At 45.7% G+C, this 22,411-nt stretch carries 19 protein-coding genes; 5 read left to right on the top strand and 14 right to left on the bottom strand.

Annotated features, from left to right (window positions below; genetic code table 11):
* Positions 1-73: 73 nt before the first annotated feature.
* Both V1499_RS22100 and V1499_RS22105 read right to left on the bottom strand, forming a co-directional pair.
* A complete protein-coding gene (locus V1499_RS22100; RefSeq protein WP_409272620.1) occupies positions 74-721 on the bottom strand; it encodes a response regulator in 648 nt (215 codons plus the stop codon).
* Positions 696-2,558: a GAF domain-containing sensor histidine kinase gene (locus V1499_RS22105; RefSeq protein WP_409272621.1), complete on the bottom strand. Its 1,863-nt coding sequence runs from the start codon at positions 2,556-2,558 to the stop codon at positions 696-698. The genes V1499_RS22100 and V1499_RS22105 overlap by 26 nt, the downstream gene beginning before the upstream one ends.
* 545 nt (positions 2,559-3,103) lie before the next feature.
* Between V1499_RS22105 and V1499_RS22110 the strand changes: the two genes are divergently transcribed.
* The 4 genes from V1499_RS22110 to V1499_RS22125 all read left to right on the top strand — a co-directional run bounded on the left by V1499_RS22110 (position 3,104) and on the right by V1499_RS22125 (position 7,302).
* A complete protein-coding gene (locus tag V1499_RS22110) occupies positions 3,104-4,891 on the top strand; it encodes a TIGR04190 family B12-binding domain/radical SAM domain protein (RefSeq protein WP_409272623.1) in 1,788 nt (595 codons plus the stop codon).
* A gap of 158 nt (positions 4,892-5,049) precedes the next feature.
* Positions 5,050-5,820 carry a transporter substrate-binding domain-containing protein gene (locus V1499_RS22115; protein WP_409276364.1) on the top strand — a complete coding sequence of 257 codons (771 nt, stop codon included), beginning with the start codon at positions 5,050-5,052 and terminating at the stop codon, positions 5,818-5,820.
* Between the two features lie 60 nt (positions 5,821-5,880).
* Positions 5,881-6,546, top strand: coding sequence for an amino acid ABC transporter permease (locus V1499_RS22120; RefSeq protein ID WP_409272625.1), 666 nt, complete (start codon positions 5,881-5,883; stop codon positions 6,544-6,546).
* Positions 6,547-6,558: 12 nt separating this feature from the next.
* Positions 6,559-7,302, top strand: coding sequence for an amino acid ABC transporter ATP-binding protein (locus V1499_RS22125; protein WP_409272626.1), 744 nt, complete (start codon positions 6,559-6,561; stop codon positions 7,300-7,302).
* Positions 7,303-8,316: 1,014 nt separating this feature from the next.
* Here V1499_RS22125 and V1499_RS22130 read toward each other — a convergent pair.
* The 7 genes from V1499_RS22130 to V1499_RS22160 form a co-directional block, all read right to left on the bottom strand.
* Positions 8,317-9,225, bottom strand: a complete 909-nt coding sequence (locus tag V1499_RS22130; RefSeq protein ID WP_409272628.1) for a nuclease-related domain-containing protein — start codon at positions 9,223-9,225, stop codon at positions 8,317-8,319.
* 165 nt (positions 9,226-9,390) lie between these two features.
* The gene (locus tag V1499_RS22135) at positions 9,391-10,596 is read right to left on the bottom strand and encodes an MFS transporter (protein WP_409272630.1); all 1,206 of its coding nucleotides are present in this window, start codon (positions 10,594-10,596) and stop codon (positions 9,391-9,393) included.
* 412 nt (positions 10,597-11,008) lie between these two features.
* The gene (locus V1499_RS22140) at positions 11,009-11,716 is read right to left on the bottom strand and encodes an ABC transporter ATP-binding protein (RefSeq protein ID WP_409272631.1); all 708 of its coding nucleotides are present in this window, start codon (positions 11,714-11,716) and stop codon (positions 11,009-11,011) included.
* The gene (locus V1499_RS22145; protein ID WP_409272632.1) at positions 11,716-12,495 is read right to left on the bottom strand and encodes an ABC transporter ATP-binding protein; all 780 of its coding nucleotides are present in this window, start codon (positions 12,493-12,495) and stop codon (positions 11,716-11,718) included. Before V1499_RS22145 ends, V1499_RS22140 begins: the two co-directional genes overlap by 1 nt.
* Complete coding sequence (locus tag V1499_RS22150; protein WP_409272634.1) at positions 12,470-13,441, bottom strand: branched-chain amino acid ABC transporter permease; 972 nt, start codon at positions 13,439-13,441, stop codon at positions 12,470-12,472. Before V1499_RS22150 ends, V1499_RS22145 begins: the two co-directional genes overlap by 26 nt.
* Positions 13,442-13,452: 11 nt before the next feature.
* The gene (locus V1499_RS22155) at positions 13,453-14,331 is read right to left on the bottom strand and encodes a branched-chain amino acid ABC transporter permease (protein WP_409272636.1); all 879 of its coding nucleotides are present in this window, start codon (positions 14,329-14,331) and stop codon (positions 13,453-13,455) included.
* Positions 14,332-14,477: 146 nt separating this feature from the next.
* The gene (locus V1499_RS22160; RefSeq protein WP_409272638.1) at positions 14,478-15,662 is read right to left on the bottom strand and encodes an ABC transporter substrate-binding protein; all 1,185 of its coding nucleotides are present in this window, start codon (positions 15,660-15,662) and stop codon (positions 14,478-14,480) included.
* Between the two features lie 282 nt (positions 15,663-15,944).
* Here V1499_RS22160 and pepT point away from each other — a divergent pair, with 282 nt between their 5' ends.
* Positions 15,945-17,177, top strand: coding sequence for a peptidase T (pepT, locus tag V1499_RS22165; protein WP_409272640.1), 1,233 nt, complete (start codon positions 15,945-15,947; stop codon positions 17,175-17,177).
* Positions 17,178-17,247: 70 nt separating this feature from the next.
* Here pepT and V1499_RS22170 read toward each other — a convergent pair whose 3' ends face one another.
* The 5 genes from V1499_RS22170 to V1499_RS22190 form a co-directional block, all read right to left on the bottom strand.
* On the bottom strand, positions 17,248-18,456 hold the full coding sequence (locus V1499_RS22170; protein WP_409272641.1) for an ABC transporter permease: 1,209 nt from the start codon (positions 18,454-18,456) through the stop codon (positions 17,248-17,250).
* The gene (locus tag V1499_RS22175) at positions 18,457-19,341 is read right to left on the bottom strand and encodes an ABC transporter ATP-binding protein (protein WP_409272643.1); all 885 of its coding nucleotides are present in this window, start codon (positions 19,339-19,341) and stop codon (positions 18,457-18,459) included.
* A gap of 170 nt (positions 19,342-19,511) precedes the next feature.
* Entirely contained in the window at positions 19,512-20,531 is a 1,020-nt protein-coding gene (locus tag V1499_RS22180; RefSeq protein WP_409272645.1) for a LacI family DNA-binding transcriptional regulator, read from the bottom strand.
* An 83-nt stretch (positions 20,532-20,614) separates the two neighbouring features.
* Positions 20,615-21,430 (bottom strand): carbohydrate ABC transporter permease, encoded by an 816-nt coding sequence (locus V1499_RS22185; protein WP_409272647.1) that lies wholly within the window; start codon positions 21,428-21,430, stop codon positions 20,615-20,617.
* Positions 21,430-22,290 carry a carbohydrate ABC transporter permease gene (locus V1499_RS22190; protein ID WP_409276365.1) on the bottom strand — a complete coding sequence of 287 codons (861 nt, stop codon included), beginning with the start codon at positions 22,288-22,290 and terminating at the stop codon, positions 21,430-21,432. The genes V1499_RS22185 and V1499_RS22190 overlap by 1 nt, the downstream gene beginning before the upstream one ends.
* Between the last annotated feature and the right edge of the window lie 121 nt (positions 22,291-22,411).

A 22,411-nucleotide genomic window follows, 5' to 3' on the forward strand; every position in this document is an offset into this window, starting at 1 on the left:
CGCCAAAAGTAGTACCATGACAGCTTTTCCAAAAAAATAAGCCGGCGCTTCAGTTCGAAGCCCGGCTGTTGATTTATGGCAGTGGTACGAGCTGGTTTTGGACCGCATAAATGACCACCTGCGACCGGCTTTTCACATCCAGCTTTTTAAAAATTTTTGAAACATGGATTTTGACTGTTTTATCGCTGATGAACAGTGCCTGGGCGATCTCCTTGTTGTTCATCCCCTGGACAAGGCAAAGAAGGACTTCCTTCTCTCGCTCGGTGAGCATATCGTCCTTCTTTTCCTTCGGCTGTTCCGGCGGCTGCTGGTTAAAGCTCAGAAACTTCTTCGTCATCGAAGGCGCGATGACGGATTGCCCCCGGGCGACGGACCGGATGGCCTCAACAACATGCTGGGAAGGCGCATCCTTCAGCAGGTAGCCATCAGCCCCTTCTCGGATGGCCGACATAAAATATTCGTCGTGGTCAAACATCGTCAGGATCAGGATTTTAATTGAAGGATAATCCTTCTTAATCAACCCTGTTACTTCAATCCCATTTTTATCGGGTATATTAATATCCATTAAAATGACATCCGGCATGATTTCAGGCACTTTCAAAAGCGCATCCTTGCCGGAAACAGCCTCGCCGACTACCTTGATGTCGTGCTCGAGGTCTAGGATATTCTTCAAGCCGTCGCGCAACACCGCATGGTCATCGACGAGCATAAGCTTGATCATTCATTACTCCCCCTTCTATTCCCATCCGCGGCACCGTAAGCGTGATTTCCGTTCCGGCCCCTTCCTTGCTGTCCACCTGGAGGGAGGCCTGGATTTTTTCCGACGCCTCATTCATATGCAAAATGCCGAAATGGGGTTCGTTCCTCGCTTTAATCATCGCTTGGAACAATGAGAATCCGATACCATTGTCTTTTATTTTCAAAAAAACATTCTCGCGCTGATAGCTCAGCATCACTTCGATTTTCGTCGCCCGCGCATGCTTCAGGGCATTTTGTACGCTTTCCTGGAAAATATCGAATATGACCTTTTCCGTCATAGAACTTAATTCGAACTCGGTCCCTCTTTTTTCAAGGACAATTTCAACCGGATGTTCCTTCTTTACAGCCTGGATCCTTGACTGGATTGCTGTCATCAGGCCGACCCTTTCAGTCGGGTAAGGGCGGAGCGCGTAAATCGACTCCCTGACTTCCTTTAGGCTCTTCCTTAATTTATCGGTACTTTCCTGAATCAATTTTAAAGAGTCTTCTGGCGCCTTCGAGAATTTCCGCTCGGCGGTTTCCAGATTCAGAACCGCTCCAGCAAGCGTCTGAGCCACGCCGTCATGGATATCCCGGGCAATCCGGTTTCGCTCCTCGAGGATGAGACGCTTTTCCTCCTCGGCGAAAAGCCATTTTGTTTTAATTAGCACCGCCAATTGGTTGGTGAGGGTGACAGCTGATTGAATGTCATCTTCGGTAAAACTTTTTGTCCTGCTCCTCCCAAAAACGAACAAGCCGACAAGCTCTTCATCGAGCATCAGCGGAGCGTACATTTTGGAACGGATTTCTTCATGGAAAAAAGCAGCGGCCGGGCCAGACTGGCGCCGGGAATTGTGGTAAATGACAAGTTGCCTGACTGTATACAATCCATCAAGCAGGTTATCGTCGAAATCGGCCTCGTCATTTATGAGCCCCGATTGAAATTTTCGAACCCATTGCCCATCTTCCTTTGTCCACAAAATGCAGGCATCCACATCAATAAACGCAGGAAGGTTGTCACCAAGGAAACCCAGCCAATCGTTTGATGCAATCTTCTTGTTCAATTCCGATGAAATGCCGAAAAGGGCTTTCAGTTTCGATTTCTCCTTCCTCAGCCTCACGATGTTGGAGCTAAGCAACGCAAACCCGACAAGCGGTGAGAAAAAGAAGAAAAAGGAAATAACATCGATTTCTCCCCTGTTCTGATTGCCCAAGACAATGAAAAGGACGAGGTAAATATAAGAGACAGCAAGGCTGTTCAGTTCCTGTAGCGTTTTTTGCTTCCACATTTTCAGCGAGTAGGGCTGTGGGCGGACAACGAGGATGAAATCGACCAATAAATTATTGATCAGGTAAAAGGGGATGATGAAAAAGGTAATATAGAGCAGGCCAGCAAGAACAGCCGGCTTTGCGTCCAGCCCCGCTGCTGCTCTCACCCATTCAGCCAGCAAGTATGCCCCGTACAGGCTGATGACCAGTTGTGCCGGGTTAAAACAAACGATTCTAAGCGGCCTTCTTTTCCAAAGATTGGTCACAAAGACGGCGAATGCATAAGCCAAAAGCGCATAGTCGATTCCTTGCATGACATAAATGGCATATACAATCGGGAATGCGATCGTCGTAAATCCCCGCCAAACCGGCATCGGGTATAACTCGATGATAACCAGGAAGATAACAAGAAGGCAGAAAATCAACGGTTCATTCGGTTCTTTTATTCCGAACAAAGCGTTAAGGAGAACAAGTCCTCCAACTGCGGATATGCCCATCATGGAATAACGGGAAATCTTTTCTTTTCTTTTCAGATACTCCTTTGCTCCCATCCGCCCTGTTCCCCTTCCTGCCCATTCTAAATTTTCTGTTAATATTACTTTATGTGATTTGCATTCGATGTACAATAAAAAAGCCTCTTTCATGATGAAAAAGGCGGGAAAACCCAAACCGGCCAAATGGCATGCCACTGGCCGATGCTGGGACAAACCTATTCCGGGTTTGTTTACTGCCATTATCGCAAATTCTTCATCACCCTCCTATTCAGCAAAAGCAATATTTTATGTACTACTTTAGTAGTAAATGTGAAAATGGCTGTCAACTGCCATAAATTTGAACGATTTACAACCTGGTTTGTCACTCTTTTGTCAATCTATGGCAAACTCTGCATGTGTTTTTTATACTACACTGAAAGTGAATGGTTACTGACATTTTTGAAATAATTATTTGTGAAAAAGTTCACATTTTGTCGATTTTTATCCGGTCTTCAAGGTTCAACCTACATAAATATAATTCTCTCACTTCCCTTGCTTGTTGGGCACGCCTTTCCAACATAGAGCTAATTGTGGGAGCAAACTACTTTACAGAGGGTGACGAAATGAAATACGATTTGGTTCTTTTGCATGCCCCAAGTGTTTACGACTTCCGGAAAAATTCACTTCTAGCCGGCCCAATTAGCGATGTTGTTCCGTCCTCACCGGTATTTGAAATGTATCCGATCGGCCTGACCAGCATTGCCGATTATCTAGAAAGGTACGGCCTAAAGGTAAGGATTATCAATATTGCAAACAGGATGCTGATGGATCCTGATTTCGATGTCGAGAAAAAATTAGCGAACATCCAGGCCCGGGCCTTTGGAATCGACCTTCATTGGCTGCCCCATGCCCATGGCAGCATTGAACTGGCCAAAATCGTCAAAAGGCTCCATCCCGACACGCCAATCATTTTCGGCGGCCTGTCTTCCACCTATTATCATAAAGAATTAATTGAGTATCCTTGTATCGACTTTGTCGTACGCGGCGACTCGACCGAAAAATTAATGCTTATGCTTATGAACAAGCTCGAGTTCGGGAATGTCCATTTTGAGGATATTCCGAACCTGACGTGGAAAAAAGGCACGGAAATCGGTTTTAACCCCCTCTCCTACGTACCTAAGGACCTGGATGAATTTGACGTCCCCGGCTACCGCTACACTATCCGGTCTGTTTTCAAGTATAAAAATTTCATGGACCCCCTTCCCTATAACGGCTGGCTCCAATATCCGAACACAGCCATCCTGACAGCAAGGGGCTGCACTCAGAATTGCCTCATTTGCGGCGGATCGAAGGAAGGCTATGAGCAGAACTGCAACCGGAAGTCACTGGCCTTAAGGTCGCCGGCAAAATTAATTGAGGATATCCAATTCATCCAGCGCTTCAGCAGAGCCCCGATTTTCATCCTTCACGATATCCGCCAGGGCGGCAAAAAATATGTCGAAGAGTTTTTCAGCCTCCTGAAGGGCATAAATTTGAAAAATGAACTCGTATTTGAATTGTTCCAATATGGAGATGAAAGCTTTTTTAAAAAAATCAATGAAGCTGTTCCCCAATACAGCATTGAACTGACACTTGAAACCCATGACGAAAAGCTGCGGCTCCTGAATGGAAAATTCAATTGTACAAATGAAAAGGTGATAAGCACGCTTCAATCCGCCCTAAAGCACGGCTGTAAAAAGATTGACCTGTTCTTTATGGTTGGGATTCCCGGCCAGACCACTCAGAGCGCTCTTGAAAACATTGATTTTGCCGAAACGATCCATCTGGCGTGCGGCAAGGATCCCCGACTGTTCTATTTCGTCGCCCCGCTCGCACCGTTCCTCGACCCAGCGAGCGCCGCCTTTGAAAATCCAGAACGTTACGGCTACAAAAAGCTTTGCCATACATTGGAGGACCACCGAAAGGCAATCACACAGCCTTCGTGGAAGCATATGCTAAGCTATGAAACAACGGATATGACCCGGGATGATATTGTGAATGCTACTTATGAATCCGCAAGGCTCCTGAATGAATTCAAGTTGAAATACAGTTTGATCGACCTTGAAAGCTATCATGTTATCGAAAATAAAATAGAGAAATCCGTCCACTACATCGAAAGAATCGACCATTTGCTCACCCTTCCGGAAAAAGAATATGAAGTAGAACTGGCGAATATTAAAAAGGAAATCGAGGATTTGAACAAGCACAGCATTTGCGGAAGCAATGAGCTGAAGTGGGAGGTCCAAAAGAACTATGCGAACTTCTTCTCCCTCGCCATGGTCGGCCTTGAACAACTTTATGAAGAGTATGCGATTAAGCTTCGGAAGCAATTTCATCCAAAAATACGCCACCAGGTGAAACTCGACGTATAGCGCAATGAGCCCTTGATTGGGCTCTTTTTTTTATTGTCTGGTTTTCTTTTGCCATTAAAGGAAAAATTATTTTTTTGAAAAACAGGATTATTATACTGGCATAGGGGTAAATATTCCTATCACTCTTCGGAGAAAGGAGTTTTACCGAAAGCATGAATATGGGGAAATTATTTGCTTTTTGCTTGCTTACTATCTTGCTTTTATCAGGCTGTGCCGAGAAGCACAAGCTCGACGATGGAAGCGAACTTATCCGCAAAGGGGAGTTTGCTTTTGCTGCCTCCGGTGAATTCAAGCCTTTCAGTTATATGACCGATGACCTTAAAATGACCGGGTTCGATGTAGAAGTTGGAAAAGCCGTCGCAAAGGAAATGGGGCTTAAGCCTGTTCCAAAAAGGATGAAGTTCAAAGGAATTGTTGAAGGGGTTAAAACCGGCCGGGCAGACGCCGCTGTTGCCTCACACACCATCAATCCCCAAAGGAGCAAACATGTCTCCTTTTCTACTCCCTATTATTATTCGGGGCCACAAATCTTTGTCCGTCCCGATAGCGGAATTAAAACGGTCGACGATTTAAAAGGGAAGGAAGTTGCCGTCGCAAAAGGCTCTACATACGCCGATACCGCCAGCAAATATACCTCGAATCTTAAAATGTACGATAGCGACATTACCGCCCTGAAAGCCTTGAGTATAGGAAGGCACGATGCGGTCATCACCGATTTTGTCACCGGGAAAAGCGCGAAAAAGGAAGGATTCGATATAGAGGGCCGCCAGCTTATCGAGCGGAGTGAGCAGGCAATCGTCCTTCCACAAGATAATCCCGCCCTTTTGAAAAGGGTCAATGATGCTCTTGAAGCTCTCAGGAAAGACGGGACTCTCCGCGAAATCTCGATCAAGTTTTTCGGTGAAGATATTACACAAAAACCTGAATAGCCAAGGCCTCGCCTTTTTTATGGCATAGAATAGAAATCAGTGAGAAAGGAAGATTCCAATTTGCCTAGTTTTTCACACTTCTTCAATACGTTGATTAATAGCAGCGGCCTGTTCATGGACGCCATGCTTTTAACATTAAAGCTTACCGTTGTATCGGTGCTCGTCGGAATTGTCATCGGATTGTTTTTTGCCCTTTTAAAAATTTCAAGGGTTAAAGCGCTCGGATATATTTCGGACGTTTATGTATACCTTGTGCGTGGGACCCCGCTCATTGTCCAGATTTTCATTTTGTATTTCGGGATAAGCGGCATCTTTCTTTTGCCAGACTTCTGGGCTGCCTCTTTGGCGTTAGCATTTCACAATGGCGCTTACATTGCGGAAATATTCCGCGGCTCTATCCAGGCGGTCGATAATGGCCAAATGGAAGCGGGCCGTTCACTCGGGATGAGCAAAGGGCTTACGATGCGAAGGATTATTTTGCCTCAGGCATTCCGCCGTGCCCTCCCTCCGCTTGGCAACCAATTCATTATCGGTCTAAAAGACTCGTCACTCGCCGCCTTTATTTCAATGAACGAGTTGTTCAACGTGGCGACTACACTCGGATCAAACAACTTCGACGAAATGACGTATTTGCTGATTGTTGCGGTCTACTACCTGATCCTGGTAGCCCTGCTCACATTCATCGTCAACCGTTTTGAAAAGAGACTGGCCGTCAGCGACCGATAGGAGGAAATGTGAATGGAAACACGTGAAATGATAAAAGTCGAAAACTTAAATAAGTCATTTGGAGATTTGCATGTTTTAAAAGATATTAATCTATCCGTCTATGAAAGTGATGTTGTTTGCCTTGTCGGCGCCAGCGGCTCTGGTAAAAGCACCCTGCTCCGCTGCCTCAACTTCCTTGAAAAAAAGGACCGGGGCAAGATCATTCTCAATGGCCGTGAAGTTCTGCCTGAAACCCATGATATCAATGAAGTCCGCCAGCAGGTCGGCATGGTGTTCCAGCACTTCAATCTTTTTCCGCATATGACTGTGCTTGAAAATATAATCGAAGCCCCAGTCCATGTGAAAAAAGTTTCCAAGGAGGAAGCATCAAAGGAAGCGATGGAACTCCTCCGGAAAGTCGGCCTTGAGGATAAGGCGGATGTGTATCCAAGCAAGCTTTCAGGCGGGCAAAAGCAGCGTGTCGCCATCGCCCGCGCGCTTGCCATGAAGCCGGATATCATGCTTTTTGATGAACCGACATCGGCGCTTGACCCGGAACTTGTCGGCGAGGTGCTCCAGACGATGAAGGAGCTTGCAGAGGATGGGATGACGATGGTTGTCGTTACCCACGAGATGGGCTTTGCTCGGGAAGTCGCCGATTGGATGGTGTATATGGATGATGGATATATTATTGAAAAAGGCCACCCCGAAGAATTTTTCACCAACCCGAAAGAGGAAAGGACCCGAGAGTTCCTCAGTACGACTGGGTTGAAATAACAAATTGCCTGGGCACGCAAATTTGTATTAATCCGAGAAAAACAAAACCCCATTGGATCGGCTTGCGAAAAACCAATGGGGTTTTTTAATGGAGGTGGTATCACAGGGGTTGCGTGACAACTAAAACTGGTTTTGGCGTTTGGTCGGCACGAATCAGGGCGGTGCGTGACAACTAAACTGGGGTTTGACCTTTGGTTGTCACGTATCGAGAACTTACGTGACAACTAAATCGGATTTTCGTCCTCGGTTGTCACGAATCAAGGACTTGTGTGACAACTAAACCCAATTTTTGCTCTTGGTTGACACGAATCAGGGCGGTGCGTGACAACTAAACTGGGGTTTGACCTTTGGTTGTCACGAATCGAGAACTTACGTGACAACTAAATCGGATTTTCGTCCTCGGTTGTCACGAATTGAGAACTTGCGTGACAACTAAATCGGATTTTCGTCCTCGGTTGTCACGAATCAAGGACTTGTGTGACAACTAAATCGGGTTTTAGCCTTGGGTTGTCACGAATATAGGTTTTGCGTGACAACTAAACTGGGGTTTGACCTTTGGTTGTCACGCATCAGGGACTTGCTTGACAACTAAACCTGATTTTGGCTCTTGGTTGTCACGAATCAGGGCGGTGCGTGACAACTAAATCGGGTTTTGGCCTTAGGTTGTCACGAATCGAGAACTTACGTGACAACTAAATCGGATTTTCGTCCTCGGTTGTCACGAATCAGGGACTTGCTTGACAACTAAATCGGATTTTCGTCCTCGGTTGTCACGAATCAGGGACTTGCTTGACAACTAAATCGGATTTTCGTCCTCGGTTGTCACGAATCAGGGACTTGCGTGACAACTAAACCCGATTTTGGCTTTTGGTTGTCATGAATCAAGAACTTGCGTGACAACTAAACTGGGGTTTGACCTTTGGTTGTCACGAATCCGAAATCGAGATTTTGTGCTCCAATTGAATATACGTTTTTAGACCATCAGATTAAAAAATGGACTTCCCTACCTTCCTATTATTCATAGTAAGTATTTTTTGCTTTACCCAAAACTTTAAAATGTTTCTGCAAAGCCCTTAAATATGTACGGCTGCTAAGATTAACCTGGCACCATTCCTTTAGGCTTTGTGCTGTCAATTTTATTTCCGGAAAGAGAATTTTAAATTCTTTGGCGCTCCTCAATATCGCCTCCTCAATCTTTTCCTGGCAGCCGCAATTTCCGCAGATCAATAACAGGTTATTCTTAGTAGTCATCCTACACAAGCACTTCCCACAAAATATCCCCTTCTTTACCCCCTCATACGTATACGCTGGCAACTTGGAATAGTTGCCGCCATCTTTATTAGATGTTAATAGAATATTAGCCAGCTTCTTATGGCTATCATTTAGTTTGGAGGGCCGGCTGTCCATTTCAGCCATGAACCGGTTTACCTGGGTCGGGTGAATAATAGATACGTCTTCGGGAGCATTGTATAAGGTGAATTCAGGATGGATGAAGACCAGAGTGGAGCGAACGAGGAAATTCAGCTTGTTCTCGCGGAGGAATTGATTCAAAAGATAATTGCTTCTGTTAAGCCGCTCAAAAGGATTCTTGCATTTATGGCCTGTCTGCTTCGTGTAAAGCTCGCCATCCTTCCACACATAATCGCCCTTGTAATACTTCACATCAACCGCGTCAATGATCCCCTCGGAAATGATAGTCGAATCAATTTGAAAATCAGAGCGGTTTGCCTCAAGCAACAGATCATTCAAAATATACCGTTCTTCCTTAAGCTGAGCGGAAAGCTTGTCGAAGGCCACCTCCCCCTCGAACCCCGCTTCCAGAATAGACAAATAAAACTTTTCGCTCTCAGACAGCTCCATACGCGCATTCAATGACCGCATACACTGCAATTCCACGGACTCCGTTCTTTCCTTTAGTATCATAAACTCAGCTTCCTTTCATATGGTTCTACCCTTAGTTCTACAGAATCCTAATATCGCCCTACCAAACGAATGTGAATATTCCGTTAACTTTTCCCCATGTTCTGCAGGCTTTACTAACAAAAAAAGGCACCCAGAAACCCAGGCACCTTTCCAAATACAGCAAATTTAATTCAGCTCGAGGTTTTTCGTTTCGCGCCCGAGGAAGAATACGGCTGCCGCGCCTACGAGAATGGACACGCAGAAAATCGAAAATATAACCTGAATTGAGTACCCTTGCGCAGAAAGATACGGAACCAAAAGCGGCCCCAGAATACCCCCGACCCTTCCAAACGAAGCGGCCATACCCGTACCCGTTCCCCTGACGGAAGTTGGATATTGTTCAGGTGAATACGCATAGAGCGCTCCCCATGCCCCAAGATTGAAGAACGACAGGAATGCGCCAGCTGTAAGCAAGACCCAGAGTGTGTCCGTTGTACCAAAGAAATACGCGCTTGCCGCTGTTCCCGCCAAATAGACAATAAGGACGAATTTCCTGCCAATTTTTTCGATAAAATAAGCGGCCGTAAAATAGCCCGGCAGCTGGGCCAAGGTCATAATCAATACATATTGAAAGCTTTTAATCATGCTGAAGCCCTTCATAATCATGACAGATGGAAGCCATAAAAACATTCCATAATATGAAAAAACGACACAGAACCAAAGGATCCAGAGCATGACAGTCGGGCGGAGATACTCTCCCGACCACAGCGTCTTTACCCCTTCAAGCACCGATGGTTTCTTCTTTCCCTGAAGGGTTACGTAACGCGGCGAATCCGGGAGATTAATCCTTAGGTAAATGGCATAAAGCGCCGGGATGGCTCCGAGGATAAGTGCTGCCTGCCACCCGAATTTTGGAATGACAAAATAGGAAATGAGCGCCGCTATCAGCCAGCCAAATGCCCAAAAGCTCTCAAGCAGTACTACAACCCGTCCTCGCTTCTCCGCCGGGACGCTCTCGGCAACAAGAGTTGATGCGACCGGTAGTTCCCCTCCAAGGCCCATCCCAATCAAAAAACGGAGAATAAGGAAAATGGCCAATGAGGTCGTCAGTGCTGATAGCCCACTGCCGATTGAAAATAATAATAAAGTAATAATAAAGACATTTTTGCGGCCAACTTTGTCAGCCATAAGCCCGAATAAAAGCGCCCCCACAGCCATACCAATTGAGTTGATGCTGCCAATCCAGCCCATCTCTTTTGGCGTCAGGCCCCAATCAATTTTAAGTGCGGCGATGATGAACGAAAGCATCCCTACATCCATCGCGTCAAACATCCAGCCGAGCCCGGCGATTCCTAACAGCTTTTTCTCTGAGATTGTTTTTATATTCTTCATCTTTTCCCCCTGCATTTTACTCTCAATATTTTATACTACCCATCTTCCATACTTTTCAGTTGGCTGTTTTTTATTTTAACAGGTGTCAAGACACTTATCACCATCTTTTTTTAAAAATTATTTCCCAGGAAACAAAATTCGCCGAAAAACGTCAAAAAACCACCCGCCCAGATATGGACGGATGGTTTTGGAACGCAATTTAATACCCTGAAAATTCGGCAGCCCGCAATCTTAAATTTCACCTAAAAAAATTGGAGAACTGAATGTCACCCAAAATACATTGGACAGAAATCTCAAATGTCCCCCAAAAATCTTAATGTCACCAAAGATACATTGGCCCCAACGGGAAATGTCGCCCACAATACATTTGGCCGTAAACTTATTGGGCTGCCTAAATACATTAAACCCGATTTTAATGCCCGCCAAGATACGCCATTTTTACTTGTTCGCTTTCATTTAGCTCCGCGGCTGTTCCCGAAAGGACGACCCGGCCAGTTTCAATGACATAAGCCCGATTGGCGATTGACAACGCCATATGGGCATTTTGCTCGACAAGGAGAATGGTTGTACCAGTTTCATTAATCTCGGAAATAATTCTAAAAATCGTTTTTACAAGAAGCGGCGCAAGGCCCATGGACGGCTCATCAAGAAGCAGAAGCCGCGGCCTGGCCATTAGGGCGCGCCCCATGGCGAGCATCTGCTGTTCCCCGCCCGATAGTGTGCCTGCTTGCTGCTTTTTACGTTCCAAAAGCCGTGGGAAAAGATCGTATACTTTTTCGAAATCAGCCTTAATGCCCGCTTTATCTTTTCGAAGATATGCCCCAAGCTCCAGGTTTTCCTCCACAGTCAAATTGGCAAAAACTCGGCGCCCCTCGGGAACATGGGAAATTCCATGTTTAACAATTGTCTGGGCAGCTTTACCCGCTATATTCTCTCCTTTAAAATTGATTTGGCCCCGTTTTGGCTTCAAAAGCCCTGATATGGTTTTAAGCAAGGTGCTTTTCCCGGCACCGTTCGCGCCAATGAGCGTAACAATCTCACCTTCATTTATTTCAAGGGAAACATCCTTCAATGCATGGATATTTCCGTAGTACACATTAATTCCATCCACTTTAAGCATTACGATACCTCCTCGCCCAAATATGCCTCAATTACCTTTGGATTGTTCCTGATTTCTTCAGGTGTACCTTGGGCAATCAGCTGTCCGTGGTCAAGGACGTATATCCGTTCACATACCCCCATGACAAGTCCCATGTCATGCTCTATTAGCAGCACTGTCAAATGGAAGCGCTCCCTAATGAACGAAATCAGGCTCATAAGCTCCCTTGTTTCCTGCGGGTTCATCCCCGCAGCAGGCTCATCGAGAAGCAGCAGTTTTGGGTTGGCAGCGAGTGCGCGGGCAATTTCAAGCCTCCGCTGCTGGCCATACGGAAGGTTTTTCGCTTTTTCATCCCTGAAGCGGTCCAGCCCAAAAATTTTCAGGAATTCAATTGCCTTGTCATCCATTTCCCGTTCTCCTTCAAAATGCTTAGGAAGGCGGAAAACCGAGCTTGGTATCCCATGCTTCGCCAACGAATGGTATGCGACTTTTACATTGTCAATAACGGAAAGCTCGCCAAAAAGGCGGATATTCTGGAATGTCCGGCTGACACCCTTTCTTGTAATTTTAAAAGGGGGAAGCTTTTTCAGGCTCTCTCCATCAAGCTTGATCTCGCCCTCAGTCGGAACGTAAACGCCAGTCAGCAAGTTGAAGAAAGTTGTCTTCCCTGCGCCGTTCGGGCCAATCAGGCCAACCAGTTCTCCTTGGAACAATTCCAGATTCACATTCCATACCGCTTTCAGGCCGCCAAATCGTATTCCGGCATTTTCCACTTTAAGCAACGGAGTGCCCTGTGCCATCATGGTCACCTCCCGCCTTTTTCGATTTTTTAAAGAATGATGTGATTTCCCTCGTACCCAATAGTCCCTGCGGACGGTAAAGCATGGTTAATATAAGGATAATGCTGTATAAAATCATCCTCGTTTCAGGATAAGCCTGCAGGAATGTAGAAACAATCGTAAGGAGGATGGCGGCGATAACCGATCCCGATAGGCTGCCAAGGCCGCCAAGAACAACAATGATCAAAATATCGAACGATTTCAGGAAACCGAAATTGGACGGCTGGATGATGTAGAAGTTATGAGCAAAAATCGCGCCCGCGACCCCCGCGAAGAATGCGCCAATCGCGAAGGCAACAACCTTATAGTATGTTGTGTTAATCCCCATTGCATCGGCTGCGGTTTCATCTTCCCGAATTGAAATACATGCCCTGCCGTGGGTGGAATTCGTGAAGTTGACAATGACAACTAGCGTGATCATAACACAGGCGAATGTCCAGGCCCACGTACTCATCTGCATAACCTGCATGCCGCTCGCCCCTCCAACGTAGTCGAAGTTTAAGAGAGCGATCCTGACAATTTCACCAAATCCAAGTGTTGCGATCGCAAGATAGTCCCCTTTCAGGCGAAGGCTCGGGATGCCGATGATCAGCCCCGCGACAGCGGCCGCAAGTCCACCTACAACAATGGCAACTGCGAACGGCAGCTCGAACATCATGGTCATGATTGCCGATGAATAGGCCCCGACTGCGAGAAAACCCGCATGGCCGATGGAGAATTGGCCGGTGATTCCAATGATCAAATGAAGGCTTGCCGCGAGCATAATATTGATGCCCATTGTAACCAGGGCATTAACATGGAAAATATTCAATACTTCTCCTGTTATCATCGCCTGGATTATAAAAAAGAGAACGAACGACAGTACAATTGAGAGCCAGAATCCTTTTCCGCGTTTTACGTATTTCATCTTGCTCCCCCCTATACTTTCTCTCTCACATTTTTGCCGAATAGTCCTGACGGAAGGAAAATAAGAATCAGGATGAGGACAATGAACGCAACACCGTCACGCCAGAGCGAGTAGCCAGCAGCGCTGACTAGTGCCTCGATCACCCCAAGCAGAAGCCCTCCCACCATCGCTCCCGGGATAATGCCGATTCCTCCCAAAACCGCGGCGACGAACGCCTTAAGTCCTGGAATGATGCCCATCAGGGGCTCGATTTTTGTATAATAAATCCCGAAAATGACGCCAGCCGCCCCGGCAAGCGCAGACCCGATCGCGAACGTGGCTGAGATGGTATTGTTTACATTTATGCCCATCAGCCTAGCCGCATCGGCGTCATGAGATACGGCCCTCATCGCCTTGCCGATTTTCGTCTTATGGACAATGAACTGAAGGATAATCATTAGGCCAACCGAAATACCAAGGATAAAGAGAGATTGGCTGCTGACGTTCACCCCAAAAAGATCAATCGTTTCTTTAGGGAGGACATTTTCAGGGTACGCCTCAGGCTGGGCTCCCCGAACATAAATGACGCTGTATTCTATGAGAAGGGATACGCCAATCGCTGTAATCAATGCGGCAATCCGCGTGGCGTTCCGAAGCGGCTTATAGGCAATCCTCTCGATCAGTACACCGAAAAGGGAACAGACGGCCATTGTTAAAATAAGTGCTGGGAAAAAAGAAAGTTCAAGAATCGTAATGGAATAAAAGCCAACAAATGCACCGACCATAAATACGTCGCCATGGGCAAAGTTAATTAGTTTAACAATTCCATATACCATCGTATAGCCAAGGGCAATGAGAGCATAAATGCTTCCTAGTGAAATTCCGTTTATCAACTGCTGTACAATTTCCATAATTTTTACTCCCCTTGAAAGATACTGTTATTGGTGTTCCTTATTGGGTTTCCTCCTTTTTCATTCTCCAACAGTCATTTTCTGTTAAAAGCTACTTAACCCAAAATAGGGGGACAATGCCCCCTATTCAGCTTTTTTCAGGATTCTTATGGATTAACCTTTGTTTCGAAGGCCTGCTGTCCATTCTCGTATTTCAGGATAGCGGCAGATTTAATAGGATTATGGTTTTCATCCAGGGTAAGTGTACCCGAGACAAGCTGAAGGTCCTTTGTTTCCTCAAGAGCCTTTTGAATCTTTTCCGGGTCGGCGCTGCCGGCGCGCTTAATTGCATCTGCCAGATAATAAGCTGTGTCATAGCCAAGGGCCGCGAAGGCATCCGGTGATTTTCCTTTGTTAGCGCTCTTGAATGCTTCTACAAATTCCTGGATTTTTGGATCCGGATCTGCTGCAGAATAATGGTTTGTAATGAATGTGTTATTTAGGGCGTTCGCACCTGCCAGCTCAACCAGCTTAGGCGAATCCCAGCCGTCACCGCCCATAATTGGGACATCCAGGCCAATTTCACGAGCCTGCTTAACGATTAGGCCGACTTCTTCATAGTAGCCAGGAAGGAAAATAAAATCAGGATTTTGGGATTTAATACGTGTCAATGTTGCCCTGAAATCTGTGTCCTTGCCCAAATAGGCAGCGTCATCAAGCAATTCCCCGCCTTTTGCCTTAAAGGCTTCCTTAAATGCCGCCGCAAGCCCTTTCGAATAGTCACTCGCTGTATCAATGTAGACAACTGCCTTCTTCGCATTCAGCTCATCAGACGCGAAGTTAGCCGCGACTGTTCCTTGGAACGGGTCGATGAAGCATGTCCTGAATGCATAGGTATTCAGCTTTCCGCCTTTGCTCGTTATATCCGGATTCGTACCGGTAGGTGTGATGACTGGAACTTTATGCTTCTCTGCAAGCTGGATTTGCGCCAGTGTATTTCCACTAGTCGCAGCGCCGATTATCGCGGAAACTTTATCCTGGCTGATCAATTTAACCGCCCCGGCTGTCGCTTCCGAAGCATCGGACTTATTATCGAATTTTACAAGCTTAATTTTCTTACCATTTATGCCTTCCTTATTGATTTCGCTTACAGCCAGATCAAGCCCTTCGGAAATCGATTGGCCATAGGAGGCCACTCCTCCAGAAAGCTCAACGTTTACCCCAATCTTAATCGTTTCGCCGTCTTTCTCCTTTCCGCTCGATCCGCTGCTTTCCTTTGAACCGCAGCCCGCTATTATGCCCGCGATCAAGGAAAATGATAGAAAAATGCCTGCCAACTTTCTCTTCTTCATTACTAGGTCCCCCTTCTCTTTTTTAACTTTAATTCCTTTTCAATACTGAAAATAAACTTAATTCTTAATAAAAGCAATATTCTGAAAACATTGTACATGATTCCCCCGCTTCCGTCTAGTCTTTTAAAAGTTTCTTGCCATAGCTTTTTTGCTTTTACTTTCTTCTTTTTTCGACAACCGCCTATTAATTTTATCCTCTTATATCTTTCATTTCCTTGATTTGTATTATAATGGCTTTACAGTGGAAATGTTTTTCATTACATAAGTAGGAGTTGGTCTATTTTGAAAAATGAAATTATTGAACGATTTATTTCCTATGCCCGAGTGAACACCCAATCGGATGAATCGAGCACATCCTGCCCGTCCACTACTGGCCAGCTTGACCTTGCCCGGATGCTTGTTGATGAACTGAAAGAGATTGGAATGGAAGAAGTTTCGATGGATGAAAACGGTTATGTCATGGCAACCCTGCCGGCCAATACGGACAAGGATGTACCAACGATCGGCTTTCTCGCCCACCTTGATACTGCCACAGATTTCACCGGCAAGGGGGTAAACCCGCAAATCGTCGAGAATTATGATGGCAAAGACATTGTCCTGAACAAAGGCTTGAATGTTATCATGAAAACAAGTGATTTCCCACAACTCTCTGATTACTTCGGACATACGCTGATTACAACCGACGGGAAGACTCTCCTTGGAGCCGATAATAAAGCGGGCATCGCAGAAATCATGACAGCGATGGCTTATCTGATTAAAAACCCTGAAATCAAACACGGGAAAATCAGGGTCGCTTTTACTCCGGACGAGGAAATCGGAAGAGGCCCTCATAAATTCGACGTCGGCGCATTCCAGGCAAAATACGCCTATACAGTTGACGGCGGGCCAATCGGCGAACTTGAATATGAAAGTTTCAATGCTGCTTCAGCAAAATTGACATTCAAGGGGACGAATATCCATCCTGGAACTGCAAAGGGAAAGATGATCAATTCGGCTAAGATCGCGATGGAATTCCACCGGATGCTGCCTGCGGAGGAAGCGCCCGAGTTTACAGAAGGCTATGAAGGTTTTTACCATTTAATTTCCTTTAACGGGGATGTCGAAGAAACGAAAGTTTACTATATCATCAGGGATTTTGACCGTGCCAGTTTCGAGGCAAGGAAGGAAAAGATCATTAAAATCGCAGATGAGCTGAGGAAAGTCCATGGCGAAGACGCCATCCAGCTTGACCTGAATGACCAGTACTACAATATGCGTGAAAAAATCGAACCTGTGAAGGAAATTGTGGATATTGCCTATGAGGCGATGACAAACCTCGGGATTACCCCTATCATCAAACCAATCAGGGGCGGTACGGACGGCTCCCAGCTTTCCTACATGGGCCTCCCTACCCCGAATATTTTTACCGGCGGGGAAAATTTCCACGGGAAATACGAATTTATTTCTGTTGACAATATGCTAAAGGCAGTCGATGTCATCATTGGGATTGCCAAGCTGTTCGAGGAAAAGGCGTAATAAGTGCAACGAGGCAGGGGACGAATCCCCTGCCTCACGTGTTATAAAAGAGTTAACTCAAGCTTTTTCCTTACATCTCAGCGTTTTTTACCATTTTAACAATGTCTGCAAGATTTGTTTTTCCGCTGTATCTCATGACGCCTTTCGCATATATACGATTAGCTACATAGCTTAATAGAGCTATAGTAGCGAGCAAGACGGCAATTGAAAGGAAAATCTCCACCAGCCCTGCCTCTCCAAGGACAATCCGGGAGAAAACAACCATCGGCGAAAAGAACGGAATGTAGGAACTAACCAGGACAATTGTCGCATTTGGGTCGAGCATAGTCTTCATTCCAAGCAGGAAGGCTCCCATCAGCAAAATAGACACCGGGAAGATGATGGAACCGATGTCCTCCATCCTGCTGATAACCGATGTTATCGAGGCAAACAACAGGGCATAAACGAAATAGCCAAGAACAAAGAACAGGCTTAGGAATAAAAATATTTTCGGATTCAGTACAGACAAATCAAGCGGCATTCCGAAAATCTCAAGTTCGCCTGATGTCCATCCAAGCATCTTCGCAACCCCGTAGGCAAGGGCAACCATGCCGATTTGAATCAACCCCGACACCATCGCCGCAATGATTTTCGCATACATCATTGTTACCGGCTTTACTTTCGTTATCATGATTTCCATGACTCTTGATGTCTTCTCACCGGCAATGCTCAGCGAAACCGTATTGCCGAACATGATGATAAACATGTACATGAGAAAAAGGAAAAAATAGACGAGGCCGAGTGACTCTGTTTTCTTGAGCGCGATTTCATCAATTTTCACGGGCGTCAGCAAGGAACCGGCAACAGCGGGATCGAGCTTATTCTCCGAAATGACTGTGTTAAGGTACTGGGGCTGCATAACGGAATTAATCAGGCCAAGGACCTGGAAATCAACCATACGGCGGAAATAATAGTCCACTTTAGGGGCGTCACCGCTGCCCGACACTATGATTAAAGCATCGGCATTGCCATCCTTCACCTGCTTCTTAATCCCTTCAACCTTATCAACCGTAATTTCTTTGACATCGGCAAAATCCGCTTTTGCCCTACTGGTGCCAAAGGAATAACCTGTGGACTGGTTGCTGACGTACACAGTCATTTTTTCATCGTTGCCAAAGTAATGTGTGAATCCGAAATAGCCAAAAATGGCGGCGAATAATACAGCCGCAGTGATGATAAAGCCTTTCCCGGACAAGCCTTCCTTTAAATGAAACCGCAATACTGTAAGGAATTTTTCCATTTAGCCCACCCTCTCGACAAAAATTTGATGGAGCGTCGGCTCAAGAAGGGAAAAGTTCTGGAGTGGAACGCCTCCAGCCTCCGCGGCTTTCAGTATATCCATCCCTTCCTTTTCGTTATGTACCTTCGCGATAAAAACCAGGCCATTTTTCTCAAACGGCATATTTAATTGCTTAAAAATTGGTTCTAGTGGACCGGATGAAGTGATCCGCAGATTCTTGTATCCATACTCATCCTTTACCGTTTGAAGCTTACCGGATACGACTATATTTCCTTTTTTCATCATGCAGACATTCTCGCAGAACATCTCGATTGACTCCATCCTATGGCTTGAAAGGATGATCGTTTTTTCCTGTTCGACAAGCTCTTCCATGACATTGCCAAGCATAGTGGCATTGACCGGATCAAGGCCACTGAATGGCTCGTCAAGTATAATAATCTCGGGGTCATGCAGCAAAGTGGCAATGATCTGGATTTTTTGTTGGTTCCCTTTTGACAGCTCGCTAGCCAGTTTGTTCTTATACTCGGTAATTTCAAACTTCTTCAGCCAATAATCAATCCGTTCATTTGCAAGCTTCCTGCTCATCCCTTCAAGCTGCCCAAAGTACCGAAGTTGTTCGGAAATTTTTGTCTTTGGATACAGCCCTCTTTCTTCAGGAAGATAGCCTATCGACAGCTCCTCCCTGCGGAACGGCCGCCCCTCCCAAAGTATCTCTCCACTGTCAGGGCGAACCAGCCCCAGCATCATTTTAATCGTTGTTGTTTTTCCAGCGCCATTCCTGCCAAGCAGGCCAAGTACTTGGCCTTTAGGCAGCTGAACGGAAACATTGTTTACAGCCACATTATCGCCGTACCGCTTTGTCAGATTCCGAATTTCCAGCCCCATTTTTTCCCTCCTCCAAATTTTTGAAGTGAATTTTATAAGTGATATCTAGCACTCCTACTATAATAATCCATTTTCCACCTTTTCAGGGGCTTTTTTTATTAAAAGTACCATTTCTCCATTAGAAAAAACCCGCGGCTTCTTACGGGTTTCCTTCGTAGCTGTTTTGTTTTTCAAGTTATCGAAGCACAGGATTTTCGTTCAATCAGTTTCGCCGGAAGAATTACTCCTTTCGGCTCCACTTCAGGATTTTCAACCTTTTCAATTAAATATTGTGTAGCCAGATAGCCAAGCCGAATTGTGCCAATATCTATGGAAGTCAAAGGCGGATTCGAATGTTCCGAAAGGGAAAGGTTGTTGAAGCCGGCGATTGAAATTTCAGCCGGTACCCTTATGTTGTAGGATTCAAGACAGCCAATCATTTCGTGCGCAAGCAAGTCATCGAGAGTGATGACAGCGGTTGGGCGGCTTTCTATTTTCAAAAGGGCCTTCACCGCATCCTTCCCGTTACCCGCTACCATTTCATTTGTAAATGTATACTGCTCTACATAAGGAATTCCAGCCTCCGCTAAGGCCTCCCGGTATCCCTTAAGCCGGTCAATTGCAACCACGAAGTCGGGGTTCCCACCAACAAAAGCAATCTTCGTATGGCCGAGGCCGATTAAATACTCGGTTAACTGCTTCGTTATCCCAACATTGTCGTTGTCGACGTACGTAATCGAATTTTTATTTTTATTTGGCCTTCCCACCAAGGTAAAAGGAAACCCACTTTCCTTTAGGTATTCCATCGTCCGGTCCTTCATTCTTGAATACAGCAGAATAAGCCCATCTACCCGCCGGCCCATTACCATGGACACAACCTCTTCATGGATTTCAGCCTCGGTGGAGCCTGTTGAAAGGTAGATTCCATACTTTGTTGCATGGGCATGCTTGCTGATCCCTCTTAACACCTCCGGGAAGAAGGGGTTTTGAAAGGCTTTTTCCGCTGAGGCTGGCATAATCACCCCGATGGTTCTCGTACTTTTCGCAGCAAGGCTCCTTGCCTGGAGATTCGGGTAATAGCCAAGCCGTTCCATTACTTCTTTAACACGCCGCTTCGTCTTTTCACTGATCCGGGGACTGTCGGCAATGACCCTTGACACGGTGGAAGGCGCCACATTTGCTTCTTTTGCAACCTCTTTTATCGTAACCATCCTGCTTCCTCCCGGTACTCAAATGCATCTAGCTTTTATTTCTGTATTTTATAGCATGATAATAGGCTTGCTGCCAATGCCACCTATTTGACTGCCCCTTCCGATATCCCTTTTATAATCTGCTTCTGCGCAAAGAAATACGCAATGATGACCGGAATTATCCCAATCGTCAGGCCAGCGAGGGCAAGATGCCATTGCTTCGTGTATTCGCCGAAAAAGAAGAACATTTTCAACGGGATCGTTTCCATGCCTTCCTGGTTGATGACAAGCGACGGAAGGAGATAGTCATTCCATATCCAGATTGTATTCAAAATTCCCACCGTTATCGTAATGGGCTTCAGCATAGGGAAAATAATGTACCAAAAAATCTGGAATTTATTTGCTCCGTCAATAGTGGCTGCTTCATCGAGCGATTTCGGGATTGAATTCAACGTTCCATGATAAAGGAAAATCGACAGGCTCGCTCCGAAACCGAGATACATAAAGACAAGGCCGCTCCGGTTCAGCATATCCATCTTCCCGAAAATTGTGACGAGCGGAATCATAACAGACTGGAACGGAATGAGCATTGCCGCCACAAACATGAAAAAGATAATTGTACTAGTTTTACTTTTGTTCCGTGAAAGGGCGTATGCCGCCATTGACGAAAACACAATAATGATTGTAACACTCGCAACGGTAATAATGAGCGAGTTCATAAATGTCTTCAGGAAATCGAGCTGTGTAAAGGCGACGATATAGTTTTCAAAACTGAATATTTCCGGCAGCTTCAATGTATCGGAAAAGATTTCCCGCTTTGTTTTAAATGAATTGACAATCATCAGGTAAAAGGGTGAAAGCCAAAGAAGCCCAAGTAAAAGCCCGAGGATTTCGATTGGCAATTTGGCTTTGCGTTTCATTAAAGCTCAACCTCCCTTTTTTTGTTAATGTAAACCTGTGTCAGCGAGATAACTGCAACGATAATAAAAAAGATAACAGCCTTGGCTTGCGCATAAGACATATTCAATTCAACAAATGCAGTTTTAAAAATTTCCATCGCGACCATCTGCGTCGAATTGTACGGCCCTCCCGCTGTGAGGGACAGGTTTTGGTCATACAGCTTAAACGTGTTGGACAAAGTCAGGAACATGCTTACCGTAAAGGCTGGCGCGACAAGCGGGAGAACGATATACCGTAGGCGCTGGAACGGGCTTGCGCCATCAATCTCGGCAGCTTCGAGCAGTTCGTGCGGCACGCCCTCCAAATAGGCAATGTAGATGACCATAATATATCCGGACATTTGCCAGCTCATTAAGATAACAAGCCCCCAAAAACCGGTTTCAGTGGTCGACAGCCAGCCCTGCAGGCTCTCTACTCCCATAAGGCTGCCAATCCCGTCAAACACTTTCATAAAAATAAACTGCCATATGAAACCAAGGATCAGTCCGCCAATCAAATTTGGCATAAAAAAGATTGTCCTAAGAAAATTGCTGGACTTAATCCTTGAGGTAACAATAAGGGCAAGAGAAAGGCCGATTAGATTGATCAGGATAATCGACACGACCGAAAATTTGACTGTAAACCACAGGGCGGCCATGAACTTCTTGTCACTGAAAATATTGATATAGTTTTCAAAACCGATGAAGCCGCCTGTTTCAATGCCGTTCCAATTTGTAAAGGAATAATAGATTCCAAGGCCGAGCGGCAAAATAACGACCATCGACAACGCCAAAAGGACTGGGGCAAGAAAAAGCCAGTAAGATAAATCCCTCGTTCGCAGCATGTATAATCCTCCACATCTTTCGTTTCGTTCTCCTATATAATTTTCAGGAAAAAGGCAACTGAAGCTTCGCTTTATCTAAAACGGCGCCAAATGGCCAAGCCGCATTGTTTTCGAATTC

Source organism: Neobacillus oceani, assembly GCF_046237595.1.
GTDB classification, from domain to species: Bacteria; Bacillota; Bacilli; order Bacillales; family Cytobacillaceae; genus Bacillus_D; species Bacillus_D oceani.

What these genes read in the sequence shown, in the direction of transcription:
- V1499_RS22140 (WP_409272631.1), bottom strand. Translation starts at nt 11,716, where the DNA reads ATGCTTAAAGTGGATGGAATTAATGTGTACTACGGAAATATCCATGCA.
- V1499_RS22125 (WP_409272626.1), top strand. Translation starts at nt 6,559, where the DNA reads ATGGAAACACGTGAAATGATAAAAGTCGAAAACTTAAATAAGTCATTT.
- V1499_RS22135 (WP_409272630.1), bottom strand. Translation starts at nt 10,596, where the DNA reads ATGAAGAATATAAAAACAATCTCAGAGAAAAAGCTGTTAGGAATCGCC.
- V1499_RS22145 (WP_409272632.1), bottom strand. Translation starts at nt 12,495, where the DNA reads ATGGCACAGGGCACTCCGTTGCTTAAAGTGGAAAATGCCGGAATACGA.
- V1499_RS22175 (WP_409272643.1), bottom strand. Translation starts at nt 19,341, where the DNA reads ATGGGGCTGGAAATTCGGAATCTGACAAAGCGGTACGGCGATAATGTG.
- V1499_RS22105 (WP_409272621.1), bottom strand. Translation starts at nt 2,558, where the DNA reads ATGGGAGCAAAGGAGTATCTGAAAAGAAAAGAAAAGATTTCCCGTTAT.
- V1499_RS22180 (WP_409272645.1), bottom strand. Translation starts at nt 20,531, where the DNA reads ATGGTTACGATAAAAGAGGTTGCAAAAGAAGCAAATGTGGCGCCTTCC.
- V1499_RS22150 (WP_409272634.1), bottom strand. Translation starts at nt 13,441, where the DNA reads ATGAAATACGTAAAACGCGGAAAAGGATTCTGGCTCTCAATTGTACTG.
- V1499_RS22130 (WP_409272628.1), bottom strand. Translation starts at nt 9,225, where the DNA reads ATGATACTAAAGGAAAGAACGGAGTCCGTGGAATTGCAGTGTATGCGG.
- V1499_RS22170 (WP_409272641.1), bottom strand. Translation starts at nt 18,456, where the DNA reads ATGGAAAAATTCCTTACAGTATTGCGGTTTCATTTAAAGGAAGGCTTG.
- V1499_RS22100 (WP_409272620.1), bottom strand. Translation starts at nt 721, where the DNA reads ATGATCAAGCTTATGCTCGTCGATGACCATGCGGTGTTGCGCGACGGC.
- V1499_RS22110 (WP_409272623.1), top strand. Translation starts at nt 3,104, where the DNA reads ATGAAATACGATTTGGTTCTTTTGCATGCCCCAAGTGTTTACGACTTC.
- V1499_RS22155 (WP_409272636.1), bottom strand. Translation starts at nt 14,331, where the DNA reads ATGGAAATTGTACAGCAGTTGATAAACGGAATTTCACTAGGAAGCATT.
- V1499_RS22185 (WP_409272647.1), bottom strand. Translation starts at nt 21,430, where the DNA reads ATGAAACGCAAAGCCAAATTGCCAATCGAAATCCTCGGGCTTTTACTT.
- V1499_RS22115 (WP_409276364.1), top strand. Translation starts at nt 5,050, where the DNA reads ATGGGGAAATTATTTGCTTTTTGCTTGCTTACTATCTTGCTTTTATCA.
- V1499_RS22160 (WP_409272638.1), bottom strand. Translation starts at nt 15,662, where the DNA reads ATGAAGAAGAGAAAGTTGGCAGGCATTTTTCTATCATTTTCCTTGATC.